Source organism: Rhodovulum sp. ES.010, assembly GCF_900142935.1.
In the GTDB taxonomy this organism is placed as follows: domain Bacteria; phylum Pseudomonadota; class Alphaproteobacteria; order Rhodobacterales; family Rhodobacteraceae; genus Rhodovulum.
On sequence record NZ_FSRS01000001.1, the window covers coordinates 629,637 to 648,271 of the forward strand.

Sequence of the window (18,635 nt, forward strand, 5' to 3'; positions counted from 1 at the left end):
GGTTAACCGTGTGCGGCCCAGACTGGCCACCTCGACCGAATCCCCGCCGGAGCCCTCTTGCCGTGCCGCGCCTCCTCCCCGCGATGTCGACCGTCCGCCAGAGCGCGGCCGCCTATGCCGAGCGCGCTTGGGCGATCCTGCTTGGCGGCATTGCCCTGGCGCTGATCGCGCGGGCCACGCCGATGCCCTGGCTTGCGATCGTTCTGCTTTCGGTCGCGGCCACGCTCGCCGTCCTTGCCGCCTTCCTGAGGGTCGCCGGGTTCATGGGGCGTCGGCTGCCGGCCGGGCGCCTTCGACGCATTTGTGCGGGCGCTTCAGGCGCCTGCGTGCTGACGGATGGCCGGGGCGAGGTGCTGCTGGCCAATCCCGCCGCATTGCGCCGGGTCGCGGTGACACGTGGCCGACCCTTTGCGGCGGCGCTGGCGGCCGTGTTCGCAGATCCCGACCGGGCTGTGGCCGATTTACTGGGGGCGGCCCGGCGCGGCGAGACCGCGACCCATGTTCGGCCCGGCGCGGACGGCGCGATGCGGCTTCGGGTCGAACGCGCCGCCCCCGGGGTGTTCACCTGGCATCTCGACAGCGCCGGAACGATCGGCGGTGACAGCGCGCTGCCGATGCTGCGGCTCGATGCCCGTGACCGGGTTCTGGCGTTGAACGCGGCGGCCCGGCATCTGCTTGGCGAAACGCCCGCCACTCTGGCCCAGTTGCGACAGCGTGCCGATGGCACCTGCTATGCCGACGGCGAGGAGATCGAGATCGATACCGCCGACGGGCCGCAGCGGCGGCGGCTCATGACGATGCCAACCCGCGAAGGTCAGCGCGAGCTCTACCTTCTGCCGGCCGGACGCCGCGGACGCGCGCAGCAGGACGCGCCGGACGGGCTTCTCGACGCGCTTCCCGTGGCGATCTTGCGGCTCGATACCGATGGCACCGTGCGGCTTTCGAACACCCGGGCGCGGCAACTGCTCGACCATTCCGAGCAGGCCGGGATCAACCTCTGCGACCATCTCGACGGTCTCGGCCGCCCGGTGAGCGATTGGCTGGCCGAGGCGGCCGAGGGGCGCACCAGCAATGCCTCTGAGATACTGCGTGTCGTCCGGCCAGACCGGGAGCTTTTCGTGCAGGTGGCGCTGGCGCCCATGGAGGGCGGCGGACTGGTTGCGGTGCTGCACGACGTCACCGAGATGAAGACGCTCGAGGCGCAGTTCACCCAGAGCCAGAAGATGCAGGCCATCGGCCAACTCGCCGGCGGCGTCGCGCATGATTTCAACAATCTGCTGACCGCGATCTCCGGCCATTGCGATCTTCTGATGCTGCGCCACGATACGGGCGATCCCGACTACGCCGATCTCGTCCAGATACACCAGAACGCGAACCGTGCCGCATCATTGGTGGGTCAATTGCTGGCGTTTTCCCGCAAGCAGACGCTGAGCCCCGAGGTTCTGGACCTTCGCGACACCATGGGCGAGCTGGCGCATCTGCTCGACCGACTGGTCGGCGAGAAGGTGCGGTTGCGCATCCGACATGGCGAGAACCTGCCGGCGATCCGCGCCGACAAGCGCAAGCTCGAACAGGTCGTGATGAACCTCGTGGTGAACGCGCGCGACGCGATGCCGAGGGGCGGCGAGATCCGGCTGGAGACCGAGATTCTGGAGCTGGATAGTGACATGCGCCGCGACCGCGCCGCGGTGCCCGCGGGCACCTATGCGCTGGTCCGCGTCCGCGACGAGGGTGAGGGCATCCCGGGCGACAAGCTGCCCAAGATATTCGAGCCGTTCTTCACCACCAAGCGGCCGGGCGAGGGCACGGGGCTTGGCCTGTCCACGGTCTATGGGATCGTCAAGCAGACCGGCGGGTTCATCTTCGTCGACAGCGAGGTAGGCGAGGGCAGCACCTTCACGCTCTACTTGCCGGCCTACCGGGGCGGTGCAGAGCAGGCGGCCGGCGAGAGTGAGACCGGAGAGGACGACCTGCCGGAGGGCGGCGTGGTGCTGTTGGTCGAGGACGAGGCACCGGTGCGCTCCTTCGCGGCGCGGGCGCTGGCGCTCGATGGCCATACCGTGCTGGAAGCCGAGACCGGCGAAGAGGCGCTCGACCTGTTGGCCGACGCGGCGATGCGGGTCGACGTCTTCGTCACCGATGTCGTGATGCCGGGGCTCGACGGGCCGAGTTGGGTTGCGCAAGCGCTCGAGGATCGCCCGGGCACCCGCGTGGTTTTCGTTTCCGGGTATGCCGAGGATAGTTTCGGGGAGATCCGCGGACGCATCCCGCACTCGGTTTACCTGCCCAAGCCTTTCTCCCTTGCCGATCTGACGGCGACCGTTCAGCGCCAGTTGCGCTCCGCGCGCGCAGACCTCGGCGGCCACGCCGATCCGGCGGCCGCGATGCTTTCGTAAAGCGCGAAATCGGCGGCACGTTCGGCCCGGAGCCGCGTGCGGGTCGCGGGCGAAAGCGCCAACGGCATCGCCGGGGATCGGTTGCGGCGAGGCAGGTCGATCCGGCGGCCGAGCCGGCTTTCCAGGAAGGCGACCAGGGCGCCCGGATTCTCATAGCGGAAGAGATGGTCGACCGGCGGCCCGCTGTCGCCGGGATCGAGGAACCGCGCCTGGCTGCCGAGATCGGCGTAGGCGGGCCGGTCCTCGGCCAGGTAGGCGCGCACGAAGGCATCGAAACTCACACTCCCGGTGCTGGCGGGCTGGCCGTTGAGAGCGGGCCGGCGGCGATAGCGATACCAGCTTCCCAGCCAGTCCTCGGGCGCGCGCATTACCGCCACGATTTCGAGACCCGTGACGCCGGACGCTTCCAGCAGGGGCAGCAGGCGTCGGCGGAATCGCCGAAGCGGCATGTGCTTCAGCGCCGGCGGCGCCCGCAGAACCAAGCTCGCCTGCGCGCCAAGCGCCGCGGCCCAGGCGCTGGTGCCGGTTTTCGGCACTGAAAGCAGAACAATCTTTTCCCTTGCGAACAACAACATCTCTGGGCCCCGCCATGGTGCCGCGACCGTGCCAAACGCGCGTGAACGAATCCTTAACCGTTTCCGCGAATGCTGCGAATGCTTGAATTTAACTTGAAATGTTCGCGGTTTGATCTCATAAGTGAGGAACAAGAGGCGAACAAATGCGGACATTGCCGCGGGCCCCCGGGTGTGGAATAAGGATGGAAAATATGGGCACAGCGAACCTTCTGGACATGGTGAACAAGCGAAATCCCGACAAGCAGAAGGCCCTCGACTCCGCGCTTGCGCAGATCGAGCGGCAGTTCGGCAAGGGCTCGATCATGAAACTCGGGGCCGACAACCCGGTCCAGGAGATCGAGGCGACCTCGACGGGCTCGCTGGGTCTCGACATCGCGCTGGGGATCGGCGGGATTCCGAAGGGACGGATCGTCGAGATTTATGGCCCCGAAAGCTCGGGTAAAACCACTCTGACACTGCATTGCGTGGCCGAGGAGCAGAAAAAGGGCGGCGTCTGCGCCTTCGTCGATGCGGAACACGCCCTCGACCCGCAATACGCACGCAAGCTCGGCGTCGACCTGGACGAGTTGCTGATCTCCCAGCCCGATACCGGCGAACAGGCACTGGAGATCACCGACACGCTGGTGCGCTCGGGCGCGGTCAGCATGGTGGTGGTCGACTCGGTCGCCGCGCTGACGCCCAAGTCGGAACTGGAAGGCGATATGGGCGACTCCAGTGTCGGCGTGCAGGCGCGACTGATGAGCCAAGCGATGCGCAAGCTCACCGCCTCGATCAGCCGCTCGAAATGCACGGTGATCTTCATCAACCAGATCCGCATGAAGATCGGCGTGATGTTCGGCAGCCCCGAGACGACGACGGGCGGCAATGCGTTGAAATTCTATTCGTCCGTCCGGCTCGACATTCGCCGGATCGGCGCTATCAAGGACCGCGACGAGGTGGTAGGCAACGCCACCCGGGTCAAGGTCGTCAAGAACAAGGTCGCACCGCCCTTCAAGCAGGTCGAATTCGACATCATGTATGGCGAGGGCATCTCGAAGACCGGCGAGTTGATCGATCTCGGCGTCAAGGCCGGTGTGGTCGAGAAGTCGGGTGCGTGGTTCTCCTACGGCGATGAACGCATCGGTCAGGGCCGGGAGAACGCCAAGAACTTCCTGAAGGAAAACCGCGACATCGCGCTTTCGATCGAAGACAAGATCCGCGCCGCCCATGGGCTCGACTTCGAGATCGCTGAGGATGGCGGCGATGACGGGGACGTGATGGAGGCCTGAGGCCGCCCGTCACGAGTGTCGGCCGGAATGCAAAACGGGCGCGGGTTTCCCCGCGCCCGTGTCGCGTCCGATGGTCGTTCGGTTATTCCCAGAAGCCTTCGTCGATGTCTTCCATCGACTCCAGTTCTTCCTCGTTCAGGCGTGTGACCAGCGCATAGCGGTCGCCCTGCACGAGGTTGACGTCGGCCATCGAGATCAGGACGTGCTTGTCCGCGATGTCGAGAAAGCCGCCGACCTCGGCGACGACGCCGGACATCTGGCCGTTCTTCGACAGCACGACATCCTCGATCTCGCCGATCGAGTTCCAGTCGGCGCCGATCTCGTCATGAGTTCCTTTCGTGTCCCAGCCTTCGTCATTGGCCTCGTTGAGGGTGTAGATCGTGCCCCCGGTGATATCCCTGGTGCGGACCAGGTCGCCCTGGTGCTCGGTCATGCCGGCGCTCGTCTGTTCCTGCGCGGTGCCCATGGCGTTTTCACTCGCGTTTTGGCTGTCCGCCAGCGCAACCGGCGCGGCGACGGCCAGGGCGAGGATGCTTGCGGTAAACGTTTTCATGGCTCGAAGCCTCCTTTTTCGTTTCGGTTCCTAGATGAGCAACGCGCGCGACCGCCCGACGTTCCAACGCGCCCCGTCCTTCGTTGACGGCGTGCGCGGCGTGGTGGACAGTGCCGACAAGCGGCGATACATCTCGGCAGCAAACCTGACCGGACCACGCCCATGCCCAGCCTCAACGACATCCGCACGACCTTCCTGAGCTACTTCGAGAAGAACGGCCACGAGGTCGTGGACAGTTCGCCCCTCGTGCCGCGCAACGACCCCACGCTCATGTTCGTGAACTCGGGCATGGTGCAGTTCAAGAACCTTTTCACGGGGGTGGAGACGCGCGACTACAGCCGCGCGACGACCAGCCAGAAATGCGTGCGCGCCGGCGGCAAGCACAACGACCTTGACAACGTGGGCTATACCGCGCGGCACCATACCTTCTTCGAGATGCTGGGGAATTTCAGCTTCGGCGATTACTTCAAGGAAGCCGCGATCCCGTATGCCTGGGAGTTGCTGACCCGCGATTTCGACATCCCGGCCGACCGCCTGCTGGTCACCGTCTATCACACCGACGACGAGGCGGCCGAGATCTGGAAGAAGGTTGCCGGCCTGCCGGACGATCGGATCATCCGCATCCCCACCTCGGACAATTTCTGGCAGATGGGGCCGACGGGCCCGTGCGGCCCCTGCACCGAGATCTTCTACGATCATGGCCCCAGCATCTGGGGTGGGCCGCCGGGCTCGCCCGACGAGGACGGCGACCGGTTCATCGAGATATGGAACCTCGTCTTCATGCAGAACGAGCAGTTCGAGGACGGCTCGATGCGCGAGCTCGACATGCAGTCCATCGACACCGGCATGGGCTTGGAGCGGATCGGCGCGCTGTTGCAGGGCAAGCACGACAATTACGACACCGACCTGATGCGCGCGCTGATCGAGGCGTCCGCCCATGCCACCTCGACCGAGCCCGATGGGCCGGGCAATGTGCATCACCGGGTGATCGCCGACCATTTGCGCTCGACTTCTTTCCTGCTGGCCGACGGGGTGATGCCGTCCAATGACGGGCGCGGCTACGTACTGCGCCGGATCATGCGGCGCGCGATGCGGCATGCGCATCTGCTGGGTGCGAAGGACGCGCTGATGCACCGGCTGGTGCCGGCGCTGGTCACCCAGATGGGCGCGGCCTATCCGGAACTTGGCAGGGCGCAGGCGCTGATCGAGGAGACGCTGAAGCTGGAAGAGACACGCTTCATCCAGACGTTGGAGCGCGGCCTGCGCCTGCTCGACGAGGAAGTGTCGAGGCTGCCGGACGGTACGGCTCTGCCGGGCGAGGCGGCATTCAAGCTTTATGACACCTATGGCTTCCCGCTGGACCTGACGCAGGATGCCCTGCGCGAAATGGGCTGGACGGTCGATATCGCCGGCTTCGATGCTGCCATGGCAGAGCAGAAGGCCAAGGCGCGGGCGTCATGGTCGGGCTCGGGCGAAACCAAGGGCTCGCGCGTCTGGTTCGAGATCGCCGAGCGGGTCGCGCCCACCGATTTCCTCGGCTACGACACCGAAGTGGCCGAGGGGCAGGTCATGGCGCTGGTGATGCAGGGCGCCGAGGTCGAGGCGATCCCCGAGGGCGCCGAGGGCTGGATGGTGGTCAACCAGACGCCGTTTTATGCCGAGGCGGGCGGTCAGGTCGGCGACACCGGCACCTATCTCAAGCCCGAGGGCGCGGGCGTGATCGATGACACTCAGAAGATGCCCGGCGGGCTTTACGCGCACAAGGTCACACCGGAAAAGGCAGCGCTTTCGGTGGGCGACGCGCTGGAATTGCGCGTCGATCACGCGCGGCGCGCGGCGATCCGCGCCAACCACTCGGCCACGCACCTGCTGCACGAGGCGCTGCGCCAGACTCTGGGCGACCATGTCGCGCAGAAGGGCTCGCTCAACGCGCCCGACCGGCTGCGCTTCGACTTCTCGCACGCCAAGGCGATGAGCCAGGCGGAACTGGCGGCGGTGGAATCCGAGGTCAACACGTTCATCCGGCAGAACACGCCGGTGCAGACGCGCATCATGACGCCCGACGATGCCCGTGCGATCGGCGCGCAGGCGCTGTTCGGTGAAAAATACGGCGACGAGGTGCGCGTGGTGTCGATGGGCGAGGCGCCGACGGGCAAGGGCCTCGACGGCAAGATCTGGTCGATCGAGCTGTGCGGCGGCACCCATGTTCGCCAGACCGGCGATATCGGGCTCTGCGTGGTGCTGGGCGACAGCGCGTCGTCTGCCGGCGTGCGTCGGGTCGAGGCGCTGACCGGCCAGGCTGCGGTCGACCACCTGATCGCCCAGCAGAACCGGCTGAACGAGGTGGCCGAGGCGCTGCGCGCCCAGCCTGCCGATGTGGTCGCCCGGGTGAAGGCGCTGGTTCAGGAGCGCCGGAGGCTGGAGGGCGAGGTGTCCAGCCTGCGCCGGGAGCTTGCGATGGCTGGCCCGGCAGGCGCCACGCCTGAGGCACGCGAGGTCGGCGGCGTGCCGTTCTTCGCGCAGGTGGTATCGGGTGTGTCGGGCAAGGACCTGCCGCCACTCATCGACGAGCACAAGGCGCGGCTGGGATCGGGCGCGGTGCTGCTTATCGCGGACACCGGCGGCAAGGCGGCGGTGGCTGCGGGGGTCACCGACGACCTGGCGGGCCGGTTCTCGGCGGTGGACCTGGTCAAGGCCGCCGTCGCGGAACTGGGCGGCAAGGGTGGCGGCGGACGGCCCGATATGGCGCAGGGCGGCGGCAAGGACGCCGCCAATGCCGAGGCCGCGATCAAGGCCGCCGAAGCGGTATTGGAGGGATAGATGGCCGCACTCTGGATCGCGCATGTGACGGTGACCGACCCCGAAGCCTACGGTAAGTATGCGGAACTGGCCGGCCCCGCCATTGCCAAGCACGGGGGCACGTTCATCGCCCGCGGCGGTCGGTTCGTGCAACTCGAGGGCCGCGAGCGGCCGCGCAACGTGGTGGCGCGGTTTCCGTCCGTGGAGGCGGCGGTGGACTGCTACAACAGCCCCGAATACCAGGAGGCGCTGAGCCATGCCCGCGGCGCCTCGGAGCGGGAACTGATGGTGGTGGAAACCTCCGAGTGAGGCCCCGCCGGGTGGCTCAATAGGGATCGACCCGCAGCGTTCGCACGCCGCGAACCAGGTCGCCCACGAAGGCGCAGCCGTTTCCGGGCTGGCTGAAGTGGAGCCATACGGCCTGCGCGAAATGGTCTGGCGCCGCAGCCAGCATGAAATCGTTGAGACGCCTTGGATCGGCAGGATCGGTGATCCGGTGGCTCTCCAGGATCGCCCTTCGGTCCGCCGGGTTGAGAGTGTCGATCTGCAACGCGTAAGCGATGTATTCGTGTTCCGTGAGGCACGGCTGCCTTTGGCAATCGGACTGGTCGAGGAAGGCATGGACCAGTTCGTGAACGATCAGGCTGTCGAACAGGGCCTCCGGTGCGATGCGCCGCCGGATACTGTCAGGCCCGAGCACGTCGGGTAGTGCCGCCGGGTCCGTTGCGGCGGTGCGCTCGTCGCGGCAGTCATATTGCGCGATGCAGCCGGCATTCGGGTGGGTGATCTTGGGCACCACGTCGATTGCGAGCGCGCGCACTTGCCGCAAGTGACAGGCGGCCAATGCGGGGCGGACGCGGGCGACGGTTTCACAGACCCGGAATGCAAGTTCGTCCGATGCGGCCACGACCGAGATCAGCGGATCGCCGGGACAGGCCATCGGGTCGGACCGGGAGACTCCAGGGAGAAGCGCGGCCGCGATGAACAGTCCGATAGCAGGTCCCGCGGCGCTCATTTCCCCCTCCCGCGCTCACCGGCATCCGCCAAGACTAGGCAGGGTCAAGGGCGGGTGTCCAGTCCGGGCTATCCGGCGGCGCGGGCCTGACGCTTGCGTTCGTGGGGATCGAGGAAGCGTTTGCGCAGACGGATCGCGGCGGGTGTCACCTCCACCAGTTCGTCGTCGTCGATATAGGCAATGGCCTCTTCCAGGTTCATCTTGACGGGCGGTGTCAGCACCACCGCGTCGTCCTTGCCGGCGGCGCGGACGTTGGTCAGCTTCTTGCCCTTGAGCGGGTTCACTTCAAGATCGTTCTCGCGCGAATGCTCGCCGATGATCATGCCCTGGTAGACCGGTTCTTGTGCCCCGATGAAGAGTCGCCCGCGCTCCTCGAGGTTGAACAGCGCATAGGCCACCGAGGTGCCGTTCTCCATCGAGATCAGCACGCCCGCGCGCCGGCCCGGGATCGGCCCCTTCCAGGGTGACCAGCCGTGGAAGACGCGGTTCAGCACGCCGGTGCCGCGGGTGTCGGTCAGGAACTCGCCGTGATAGCCGATCAGCCCGCGGGAGGGGACGTGGGCGACGATCCGGGTCTTGCCGGTGCCCGCCGGGCGCATCTCGACCATCTCGCCGCGGCGGGGGCCGGTCAGTTTCTCGATGACCACGCCGGAATAGTCGTCGTCGACATCGACGGTGACCTCCTCGACCGGTTCCAGCCGCTGTCCGTCCTCGTCGCGGGTCAGCACCTGCGGGCGCGAGATCGACAGCTCGAACCCTTCGCGCCGCATGTTCTCGATCAGGACGCCCATCTGCAATTCGCCGCGGCCCGCAACCTCGAATGCCTCGCCGCCGGGCGTGTCGGTGACCCGGATCGCGACGTTGGACTCGGCCTCCTTCATCAGCCGTTCGCGGATCACGCGCGACTGCACCTTCTTGCCCTCGCGCCCGGCCATCGGGCTGTCGTTGATGCCGAAGGTGACGGAAATGGTCGGCGGGTCGATTGGTTGGGCGGGCAGGGGCTCGGCCACCGAGGGCGCGCAAAGCGTATCGGCCACAGTGGCCTTGGACATGCCCGCCAGGGTCACGATATCGCCCGCCTCGCCGGTCTCGATGGCCTGTTGCGACAGCCCGCGGAATGCCAGAACCTTCGAGACGCGGAAGCTTTCCAGCGCGTCGCCGGTGCGCGACAGCGCCTTGACGGTGTCGCCGGGGGCGACGCGGCCGGACTCGATGCGGCCTGTCAGGATGCGGCCCAGGAACGGGTCGGCCGAGAGTGTGGTGGCCAGCATGCGGAACGGCTTCTCGACCTGCGCAAGCTGCTTCGGCGGGGGCACGTGATCCAGGATCAGGTCGAACAGCGCATGCAGGTCCTTGCGTGGACCGTCCAGCGTGGCATCCGCCCAGCCCGACCGCCCCGAGGCATACATGTGCGGAAAGTCCAGCTGTTCCTCGCTGGCCCCGAGCCCCACGAACAGGTCGAACACCTCGTCCAGTGCGCGGTCAGGCTCGGCATCGGGCTTGTCGACCTTGTTCAGCACCACGATCGGGCGTAATCCCAGCGCCAGCGCCTTCGAGGTGACAAACTTGGTCTGCGGCATCGGGCCTTCGGCCGCGTCCACCAGCAGCAGCACGCCGTCGACCATGCTGAGGATGCGCTCGACTTCGCCGCCGAAATCCGCGTGGCCGGGTGTGTCGACGATGTTCACCCGGTGCCCGTCCCATTCCACGGAGGTCGCCTTGGCCAGGATCGTGATGCCGCGCTCGCGCTCCAGGTCGTTGCTGTCCATTGCACGTTCCGCCACCGACTGGTTCTCGCGGAAGGCGCCGGACTGACGCAAGAGCTGGTCGACGAGCGTGGTCTTGCCGTGGTCGACATGGGCGATGATGGCGATGTTGCGCAGGTCCATGGGTGCATTCCTCGGGGAGTTGCCGCGGCCATATCCCGGCGCGCGCGAAAAGGCGAGCGAAAAAGCGCCGCCGGTGCGTCAGTGTGGTGCGGTCGAGGAAAACAGGTGGATCACCAGGATCCCGAGGATGATCAGCCCCATGCCGAGGAGCGCCGCCAAGTCGATCTTCTGCTCGAAGACCCACCAGCCGATGGCCGCGATGAAGACGATGCCGAGCCCCGACCAGATCGCGTAGGCCACGCCCACCGGGATCGTCTTGAGTGCAAGCGCGAGGAAATAGAAGGACAACCCGTAGGCCACGACCACGAGGACCGAGGGCACGAGCCGGGTGAACTGCTGGCTGGCCTGCAGCGCCGAGGTGCCGATGGTTTCGGTGAGGATGGCGAGGACGAGGAAGAGGTAGGGTTTCGGCACGGCGCACGATCCTGTCTTATGGAGGGCACAATCAAAGTCGAGACTTGCGCCCGTGCGCGCAAAGCACAAGCGCGGACGCCAGTTGGAAAGAGGGGTCATGGGCCTGCAATCGCACAAGGTGGTCTTCACGGGCAAGGCCGGCACTTATTTCGGCATCTGGATCGTCAATCTGCTGCTGACGATTCTCACCATCGGCATCTACTCGGCCTGGGCCAAGGTGCGGACCCAGCGCTATCTTTACCAGAACACCTCGATCGATGGGCGGCCCTTCGACTACCACGCCACGGGGCTGCAGATCCTGATCGGACGCCTCATCGTAGTGGCGGGCTTCGTCGCCTTCTCGCTGCTTTCGGCGGTGCCGCTGCTGGGTGTGTTGCTTGGCGTGGGGCTGATCTTCTTGATCCCGTGGCTGTTCAACCGCAGCCTGACCTTCAACGCCCGCGTCACCAGCTTTTCGGGGCTGCGCTTCAATTTCGAGGGCGATTACTGGCGGGCGTTCCGCGTCTACATCCTCTACCCGTTCCTGTCGCTCTTCACGCTCTATCTCGCCTTTCCATTCGTCGCCCGCGCGATCCGCGGCTACGTGGTGAGCGGCCACCGCTTCGGCACCGCGCGCTTCGCCTTCGAAAGCGGGATCGGCCCGTTCTACAAGGCGTTCCTGCTTGCCGGTGTGTGGGCGGTCGGCGTGGCGCTGGTCGCGCTTGCGATCCTGATTCCGATCATCGGCCCGGTCGAGCCGGGCGCTTTCGGTCCCGCGGCCGAACCGAGCCCCGCCAAGCTTCTGCCCGGCCTGATTCCGCTGATCATCCTGATCGTTGCGGTCCTGCCCGCGGGCTTCATCTACCAGGCGTTCATCCGCAATGCGGTCTTTGCGGGCTCGACGCTGGAGGGCGGCCATGCCTTCGCCTCGGACATCGCGCCGCTCAGGCTGGTCTGGATCGGCGTGACCAATGCGCTCGCGGTGGTCGCCTCGCTGGGGCTCCTGCTCCCCTGGACGCGGATCCGCATGATTGCGTATCTCGCGGACCACACCCATATCGCTGTCAACGGCAGCCTCGACACCTTCACCGCCGCCGAGACGGAAAGGGTGGGGGCTATCGGGGATGCGTACGCGGATATCGAAGGGATTGATGTCGGACTTCCCGTTTGACGGCCTGCCCGGCGCGGCTTATGGCCCCGCGAGTTCGCGCCGCCACCGCGCAGCGCTGGTCGTGGAGGGCACGGGCCGTGCCCGCCTGATCGACGAGACCGGCGTTACGCTTTCCACGGGTGAGGCGCGCCGCGAGGCACGGATCGCGGGTGGCCCATCGCGCGTTGTCTTTCGCGATGGCTGGCAATTCGAAAGCCCCGATCACGGCGCGCTAGACGCGGTGCTGGGCCCGGCGTGCGGCGACTGGCTGGTCAAGGCCGAGGACTGGCACCCAAGGCTCGTCGCAGTGGTCGCGGGTTGCCTGCTGGGCGTCTGGCTGATCTGGCGCTATGGGCTCGACCTGCTGGTGGCGGCCGCCATGGCGATGACTCCCCCGACGCTGGTCAGCGCGATCGATCGCGGCAACCTCGCCGCGATGGACGGGACTCTGGCCGAGGCCACCAGCTTGCCGGCCGACCGCCAAGCCGAGATCAGGGCGATCTTCGCCGATCTCGTGGCCGCCGCGCCGCCCCCGCCTTATGGCGCCTACCGGCTGGAACTGCGTGACATCCCGCGGCTGGGTCCGAACGCGCTGGCCTTGCCCGGCGGCACGGTGGTTATGACCGACGATTTCGCCGAGACCTTTTCCGGTGACGACATCATCGCCGCCGTTCTGGGCCATGAGATCGCCCATGTCGCCGAGCGCCATTCGCTACAGCAGATCTACCGTGCGCTGTCGATCTACGTGTTGGTGGCGCTGATCGCGGGCGATGTCGGCCCCATTCTCGAGGATGTCCTTCTCGAGGGCAACGTCTTGATGTCATTGGCCTATTCACGGCATCACGAGTCGGAAGCCGACGCGGTGGGGGTCGAGATTGCGGCGCAGGCGGGCTACGATCCGGCGGCGCTGATCGCGTTCTTCGAGGCGCTCCAAGATCTCGCCGGACCGCAGGGCCCGGCCTGGCGGTCGACGTATCCCATCTTCGCGGACCGGGCGGGGGCGGTCGAGGAATTGCTGTCCGGGCGCGATTAGGGCTCAGCGCGCGACGTAGCGGTCGCGGCGGTGGTTGGTCGCGATGATCAGGTTCAGCACCACGGCGCCCAGCAGCGACCACAGCACCGTGAGCGGCGCGATCACCGCCAGCGCCAGCGCAAAGACCGCGGCGTCGAAGCCCAACTGCACCCAACCAGCCCTGATCCCGCGGCTGTCCTGCAGCCACACCGCGAGGATGCCGACGCCGCCAAGGCTCGCCCCGTGGCGAAACAGTGCCAGAAGCCCCGCGCCCGCGGTGACGCCGGCCAGCACGGCGGCGGCGGGGGCGCTCAGGGGCTGGACGGTCAGAACGGCCGGCGTGAGTTCGGTGAAGAGCGACAGAAGCCCCACGGCGGCGAAGGATTTGAGTGTGAAGGCGCGGCCGAGCCGCCGGAAGGCGAGCCAGTAAAAGGGCAGATTCAAGCCGAAGAAGATTGGGCCGAAGGCCCAGCCGGTCGCGTAGCTCGCGACCAGCGACAATCCCGCGATCTGCCCGGTGACCAACCCCGCGCCTTGCAGGAGTTGCACCGAAAGCGCGACGAGCAGCGTGCCGACGACCAGCCCCTGGGCGTCGTCGATCAGAGTGTGGCGGGCGGTCTTTTCCGACATGGCAAGGGCATGGCGCGAGGGGGCGGGAATGTCCAGACGCCCCTAGAAGGGGCGCGCCGACATCGCCGCGCCCCGCCGGGGCACCCGCGCGTGGCGGGCCTAGCCGCCCAGCGCCTCGTTCAGGTTTTCGTCCACCTTTTCGAGGAAGCCCATCGTGGTCAGCCATTTCTGGTCGGGCCCGACGAGCAGCGCGAGGTCCTTGGTCATGAAGCCCGATTCAACGGTCTCGACCACCACCTTTTCCAGCGTCTCGGCGAAGTGCGCGAGTTGCTCGTTGCCGTCGAGCTTGGCGCGGTGCTTGAGCCCACCGGTCCAGGCGAAGATCGAGGCGATCGAGTTGGTCGAGGTTTCCTCGCCCTTCTGGTGCTGGCGATAGTGGCGCGTCACGGTGCCATGCGCAGCCTCGGCCTCGACAATCTTGCCGTCGGGCGTCATCAGCTGGCTGGTCATCAGCCCGAGCGAGCCGAAGCCTTGCGCGACGGTGTCGGACTGCACGTCGCCATCGTAGTTCTTGCAGGCCCAGACGAAGCCGCCGTTCCACTTCATCGCGCAGGCGACCATGTCGTCGATCAGGCGGTGTTCGTAGGTGATGCCCGCTTCCTTGAACTTGTCGGCGAATTCCTCCTCGAACACCTTCTGGAAGAGAAGCATGAACTGGCCGTCATACTGTTTCAGAATGGTGTTCTTGGTGCTGAGGTAAAGCGGCCAGCCCATGCTGAGCGCGTAATTCATCGAGGCCCGCGCGAAGTCCTTGATCGACTCGTCGAGGTTGTACATGCCCATGTAGATGCCCGAAGAGGGCGCCTTGTAGACCTCCTCCTCGATCACGGTGCCGTCCTCGCCCACGTATTTCAGGCTCAGCGTGCCGGGGCCGGGGAACTTGATGTCGGTGGCGCGGTACTGGTCGCCGAAGGCGTGGCGGCCGATCACGATGGGCTTGGTCCAGCCGGGCACAAGCCTGGGAACGTTGTCGCAGATGATCGGCGCGCGGAAAACGACGCCGCCCAGGATGTTGCGGATCGTGCCGTTCGGGCTGCGCCACATCTTCTTGAGGCCGAATTCCTCGACGCGAGCCTCGTCCGGCGTGATCGTGGCACATTTCACGCCGACGCCGATTTCCTTGATCTTCTCGGCGGCATCGACGGTGATCTGGTCGTCGGTCCGGTCGCGCTCCTCGATGCCGAGGTCGTAATACAGCAGGTCGACGTCGAGATAGGGCAGGATCAGCTTCTTCTTGATGAAATTCCAGATGATCCGGGTCATCTCGTCGCCGTCGAGCTCGACGACCGGGTTGTCGACTTTGATCTTCGCCATGGGGCCCCTCGTTCTGGTTGAATGAATCGCGCCTGGGGCGGGTGATACCCGATTTGTGGCAGCACGGCCAGTGCGGTATGCGCATGTATACAGCGCCGTGTCGGCGAGGTTCGGCGCGTGGCATTTCGTCGCCCTTTTCACCGTTTCTTAAACGCTCGTCGCACAAAAAAACGGGCATGAACAAAGGCACGCCTTTCGACGGGGCCCTGCTCGGGCTGACCCTTTGCCTTGTGGTGGGGACGGTACCCTTGTGCCTGGGGCTGGCCGGGCCGCCCGCGCCGGGGCGTCCGGCGCTGGTGATCGCGCCGCCCTGGGGCGACCGGCTCGCGGCGGCTGTCGCAGCCGGCGGGGGCCACGAAATCGGCCCGTTCGTGGCGCCGCTTGCCCGGTTCGCTGTGCTTGAGCGGCCGGGCAAGACCCGCGCCGCGGGCGCCTGGGCCGTTCTGGATGCCGATGCGCTGATGACCCTTTGCGGTTTCGAGGGAGAGCGACTTTGACCCATGAACCTATGATCGCAGAGCGCAGCCCCTGCCGCCTGGCCGAGCGCGCACTGTTGTGGATGACGCCGGTTCCGGTGGTCGCGGCCGCGCTGGCCGAAAATCCGATCCTTGCCGTGGCGGTCATGGCGGTCGCCTTCACGGCGCTCGGCAGTCTGGCCCGGCGAACGCGTAACCGGTATCGTGCCCATGTCATCGGCGTGGCGCTGGTCGGTCAGTCGGCGCTGTTCACCGCGGCGCTCGCCGGACATCCGTGGCAGATCGACACGCACATGACGTTCTTCGCCGTTCTGGCGATCGTGTCGACCATGCGCAGCGTTGCCGCGCTGCTGCTGGCGGCTGGTGTCGTGGCGGTGCACCACCTAGCGTTGACGCTGATGATGCCGGCGCTCGTCTACCCGTCTGTCGACCTCGTGGCCAATCTCGGCCGCACGGCGCTGCACGGTGGCATAGTGGTGATCGAAACGGCGATCCTCACCCTTTCCATGCTTCATGCGCAGCGGCAGCGCGCAGAGATGGTGGCGCACCGCGAAAAGGCGGAGGTGCTTGCCCGCACCGCCGAAACCGCGCAGCGCAGCGCCGAACGCGCGGGCGCGGAGACCGAGGCGGTGGTGGCCACGATCAGCCACGGGCTGGCGAAACTGGCCGCGGGCGACCTGCGCTGCACGATCGTCGAGCCCTTGCCGCCCGCTCATGACGCGCTTCGGCAGGATTTCAACGGCGCGGTCGCGATGCTCGCCGAAAGCCTGGGCGACGCGGTCGACGCGGCGTCGTCCTTCAACCGCGAAGCGGCCGCCATCGCCGAGGCCGCCGGCAACGTCGCCGGGCGGGTCGAAGGCCAGGCGAACGACGTGACCGAGGTTGCCAGCGCTTTGCGCGATCTGACCGCCTCGCTCGCCGAGACCGCCGACGGTGTCGCCGAGGTGAGCGACGGCGCGGCGAAAGCCGCCCACAGCGCTGCGGACGCGTCCGCAGTTGTGCGCGACGCGATGGCGGCCATGGCGCTGATAGAGAAGAGTTCGGGCGAGATCTCGCGGATCATTCAGTTGATCGACGACATCTCGTTCCAGACCAACCTGCTTGCGCTCAATGCCGGGGTCGAGGCGGCGCGTGCGGGGGAAGCGGGCAAGGGCTTTGCCGTCGTCGCCTCGGAGGTCCGGGCGCTTGCGCAGAGCACCGGTCAGGCGGCGCGCGACATCAAGGACTTGATCGGCACCTCGGCCGAACATGTGTCGAGTGGCGCCGACCTGGTCACGCGGGCGGGCCGCGCGCTTGACGGCATCGGGGTCGAGATCGACCAAGCCAGCGAGCGCGTGGCCAGTATCAACCAGGCCGCGCGGACGCAGTCCGATGCTCTTGGCGAAATGAACGACACCGTCCAGCGGATCGAGGAGAGCCTGCAAACGAATGCCGCGCTGGCCGAGGAGATGTCGGCAATGGGCGCGCGCATGGCGTCTGGCGCCGATCACTTGGACCGTTCGCTTGCCGGTTTTGTCCTGGAACGTGGCACCAGGACCGAAGTCTCGGGCGGGAAGTCACGGGTGCCGGGCGCGGCCTGAGCGATCCAGAGCGGCCTGCGGGCTAGCCGTCTGCCCCGCCACCGCGCTCGGGCGTCATCTCGCGCGCTCCGAGCTTGCGCTCCATAACGCCGCGCCCGCGGCCCAGCGCCTTGCGGATGCGGACCGCGGTCATGAAAGCCTCTTGCGTGGTCGGAGAGGACTCCCCGATGGCGCGCGAGATCTCGTCGATCAGCCGATCGTCGTCCAGCCGCTCGGCGGCCTCGATGGCTTCGCGGGCCAGCGCGTCCGCGAGATCCTGAATGCTCGACATCGGCCGCTCCTCTAGCGCGTGCCCTCGGTCAGGCGCCGCTGCACGTAGTCGGTGACATGCGCGGTCATCGTGTCCATGTACGGGTCCTGGAAGAAGTGGTCCGCGCCTTCGATTTCGTCATGTGTGATGGTGATGCCCTTCTGCTCGTGCAGTTTCGTCACCAGTGCGCGGGTATCGGCGGGGGGCGCAACCCGGTCGGCAGAGCCGTGGATGATCAGCCCGGAGGAGGGGCAGGGGGCAAGGAACGAGAAATCGTACATGTTCGCAGGCGGGCTGACCGACACGAAGCCGGTGATCTCGGGACGCCGCATCAGGAGTTGCATGCCGATCCAGGCGCCGAACGAGAACCCGGCTACCCAGCAATGCTTGGCGTTCTGGTTCATCGACTGCAGGTAGTCGAGCGCCGAGGCCGCGTCCGACAACTCGCCCACGCCCTGGTCGTATTCGCCCTGGCTGCGTCCCACGCCGCGGAAGTTAAACCTCAGCACGGTGAACCCCATCCGGTGGAAGGCATAGTGCAGATTGTAGACGACGCGGTTGTTCATCGTGCCCCCGAACTGCGGGTGCGGGTGCAGCACGATGGCGATGGGGGCATCCTTGTCTTTCTGGGGGTGGTAACGGCCTTCGAGGCGGCCTTCGGGTCCGGGAAAGATGACCTCGGGCATATATGTTCTTCTCGCTCACGGGGCGCGCGGCCATTTCTTGACGAGACAGGCCGAGCTACATAAGGACAAATGCACCCGGACAGCGCGGGGCTCAGGGTGCACCCCGAGGTAATGGGCCACCTGCGCTGCGTCAACCGTTTGCGGGAGGGCGCCGATGAAACTGAGCACCAAGGGACGCTACGCGATGGTGGCGCTTGTGGACCTCGCCCTGGCGACCGAGGGAGAACTGGTGTCGCTCTCTGAAATCTCGGCCCGGCAGGACATCTCGCTGCCCTATTTGGAGCAGCTTTTCGTCAAGCTCCGGCGCGCGGGGTTGGTGGAGTCGGTGCGGGGGCCGGGGGGCGGCTACCGCCTGGCGCGCCCTGCGGCCGAGATCCGCGTCGTGGACGTGCTTGCGGCCGTGGATGAAACAGTCAGCGCGATGCACAAGGGCGCGGGCGCCTCGGGCGGGCTGTCTGGGTCGCGTGCACAGTCGCTGACAAACCGGCTGTGGGAAGGGCTGTCGGCCCATGTTTACGTGTTCCTGCACCAGACGCGCCTTTCGGACGTGACGGCGAACGATCTGGCGCCGTGTCCCGCCGTTCCCGCCCTGTTCGAAGTCGTCGACGAAGAACCGGGAGACAAGACCCCCGTCGGCTGACGCTGCACC

At 66.7% G+C, this 18,635-nt stretch carries 18 protein-coding genes; 9 read left to right on the forward strand and 9 right to left on the reverse strand.

The genetic code is table 11. The features are described 5' to 3' along the window. Positions 1–62 precede the first annotated feature (62 nt). Complete coding sequence (locus tag BUR28_RS03170; RefSeq protein WP_254813676.1) at positions 63–2,396, forward strand: ATP-binding protein; 2,334 nt, start codon at positions 63–65, stop codon at positions 2,394–2,396. Here the strand turns inward: BUR28_RS03170 and BUR28_RS03175 are convergent. Then, positions 2,324–3,124, reverse strand: a complete 801-nt coding sequence (locus BUR28_RS03175; protein WP_371441583.1) for a gamma-glutamyl kinase — start codon at positions 3,122–3,124, stop codon at positions 2,324–2,326. The genes BUR28_RS03170 and BUR28_RS03175 overlap by 73 nt on opposite strands. A 38-nt stretch (positions 3,125–3,162) precedes the next feature. On the opposite strand from BUR28_RS03175, the gene recA reads away from it, so the two are divergent. Beyond that, entirely contained in the window at positions 3,163–4,239 is a 1,077-nt protein-coding gene (gene recA, locus BUR28_RS03180; RefSeq protein WP_074218802.1) for a recombinase RecA, read from the forward strand. Between the two features lie 82 nt (positions 4,240–4,321). Here the strand turns inward: recA and BUR28_RS03185 are convergent, their stop codons facing one another. Next, positions 4,322–4,792, reverse strand: coding sequence for a PRC-barrel domain-containing protein (locus BUR28_RS03185; RefSeq protein ID WP_074218803.1), 471 nt, complete (start codon positions 4,790–4,792; stop codon positions 4,322–4,324). Positions 4,793–4,954: 162 nt separating this feature from the next. Between BUR28_RS03185 and alaS the strand changes: the two genes are divergently transcribed. Both alaS and BUR28_RS03195 read left to right on the forward strand, forming a co-directional pair. After that, on the forward strand, positions 4,955–7,612 hold the full coding sequence (alaS, locus tag BUR28_RS03190; RefSeq protein WP_074218804.1) for an alanine--tRNA ligase: 2,658 nt from the start codon (positions 4,955–4,957) through the stop codon (positions 7,610–7,612). Beyond that, positions 7,613–7,900 carry a DUF1330 domain-containing protein gene (locus BUR28_RS03195; RefSeq protein ID WP_074218805.1) on the forward strand — a complete coding sequence of 96 codons (288 nt, stop codon included), beginning with the start codon at positions 7,613–7,615 and terminating at the stop codon, positions 7,898–7,900. A 16-nt stretch (positions 7,901–7,916) separates the two neighbouring features. On the opposite strand, the gene BUR28_RS03200 is transcribed toward BUR28_RS03195, so the two are convergent. The 3 genes from BUR28_RS03200 to BUR28_RS03210 all read right to left on the reverse strand — a co-directional run bounded on the left by BUR28_RS03200 (position 7,917) and on the right by BUR28_RS03210 (position 10,909). Further along, positions 7,917–8,531, reverse strand: a complete 615-nt coding sequence (locus BUR28_RS03200; RefSeq protein WP_175566881.1) for a DUF6639 family protein — start codon at positions 8,529–8,531, stop codon at positions 7,917–7,919. 143 nt (positions 8,532–8,674) lie between these two features. Further along, complete coding sequence (gene typA / locus BUR28_RS03205) at positions 8,675–10,495, reverse strand: translational GTPase TypA (protein ID WP_074218807.1); 1,821 nt, start codon at positions 10,493–10,495, stop codon at positions 8,675–8,677. Between the two features lie 78 nt (positions 10,496–10,573). Then, complete coding sequence (locus tag BUR28_RS03210; RefSeq protein WP_074218808.1) at positions 10,574–10,909, reverse strand: DMT family transporter; 336 nt, start codon at positions 10,907–10,909, stop codon at positions 10,574–10,576. 97 nt (positions 10,910–11,006) lie between these two features. Here BUR28_RS03210 and BUR28_RS03215 point away from each other — a divergent pair, with 97 nt between their 5' ends. Both BUR28_RS03215 and BUR28_RS03220 read left to right on the forward strand, forming a co-directional pair. Beyond that, entirely contained in the window at positions 11,007–12,059 is a 1,053-nt protein-coding gene (locus tag BUR28_RS03215) for a YjgN family protein (protein ID WP_074218809.1), read from the forward strand. Beyond that, positions 12,040–13,071, forward strand: coding sequence for a M48 family metallopeptidase (locus BUR28_RS03220; RefSeq protein WP_074218810.1), 1,032 nt, complete (start codon positions 12,040–12,042; stop codon positions 13,069–13,071). Before BUR28_RS03215 ends, BUR28_RS03220 begins: the two co-directional genes overlap by 20 nt. 3 nt (positions 13,072–13,074) lie before the next feature. On the opposite strand, the gene BUR28_RS03225 is transcribed toward BUR28_RS03220, so the two are convergent. Beyond that, positions 13,075–13,680 carry a YitT family protein gene (locus tag BUR28_RS03225; RefSeq protein WP_074218811.1) on the reverse strand — a complete coding sequence of 202 codons (606 nt, stop codon included), beginning with the start codon at positions 13,678–13,680 and terminating at the stop codon, positions 13,075–13,077. A gap of 99 nt (positions 13,681–13,779) precedes the next feature. Next, complete coding sequence (locus BUR28_RS03230) at positions 13,780–14,994, reverse strand: NADP-dependent isocitrate dehydrogenase (protein ID WP_074218812.1); 1,215 nt, start codon at positions 14,992–14,994, stop codon at positions 13,780–13,782. Positions 14,995–15,170: 176 nt separating this feature from the next. Here BUR28_RS03230 and BUR28_RS03235 point away from each other — a divergent pair, with 176 nt between their 5' ends. Together BUR28_RS03235 and BUR28_RS03240 are read left to right on the forward strand one after the other, a co-directional pair. Further along, a complete protein-coding gene (locus BUR28_RS03235; protein ID WP_074218813.1) occupies positions 15,171–15,491 on the forward strand; it encodes a hypothetical protein in 321 nt (106 codons plus the stop codon). After that, positions 15,488–17,050, forward strand: coding sequence for a methyl-accepting chemotaxis protein (locus BUR28_RS03240; protein WP_139307474.1), 1,563 nt, complete (start codon positions 15,488–15,490; stop codon positions 17,048–17,050). The genes BUR28_RS03235 and BUR28_RS03240 overlap by 4 nt, the downstream gene beginning before the upstream one ends. 22 nt (positions 17,051–17,072) lie before the next feature. On the opposite strand, the gene BUR28_RS03245 is transcribed toward BUR28_RS03240, so the two are convergent. Together BUR28_RS03245 and BUR28_RS03250 are read right to left on the reverse strand one after the other, a co-directional pair. Continuing rightward, entirely contained in the window at positions 17,073–17,321 is a 249-nt protein-coding gene (locus tag BUR28_RS03245; RefSeq protein WP_074218815.1) for a hypothetical protein, read from the reverse strand. 11 nt (positions 17,322–17,332) lie between these two features. Then, a complete protein-coding gene (locus BUR28_RS03250; RefSeq protein ID WP_074218816.1) occupies positions 17,333–17,986 on the reverse strand; it encodes an alpha/beta hydrolase in 654 nt (217 codons plus the stop codon). Positions 17,987–18,140: 154 nt separating this feature from the next. On the opposite strand from BUR28_RS03250, the gene BUR28_RS03255 reads away from it, so the two are divergent. Further along, a complete protein-coding gene (locus BUR28_RS03255) occupies positions 18,141–18,626 on the forward strand; it encodes a Fe-S cluster assembly transcriptional regulator IscR (RefSeq protein ID WP_074218817.1) in 486 nt (161 codons plus the stop codon). Positions 18,627–18,635: the final 9 nt, after the last annotated feature.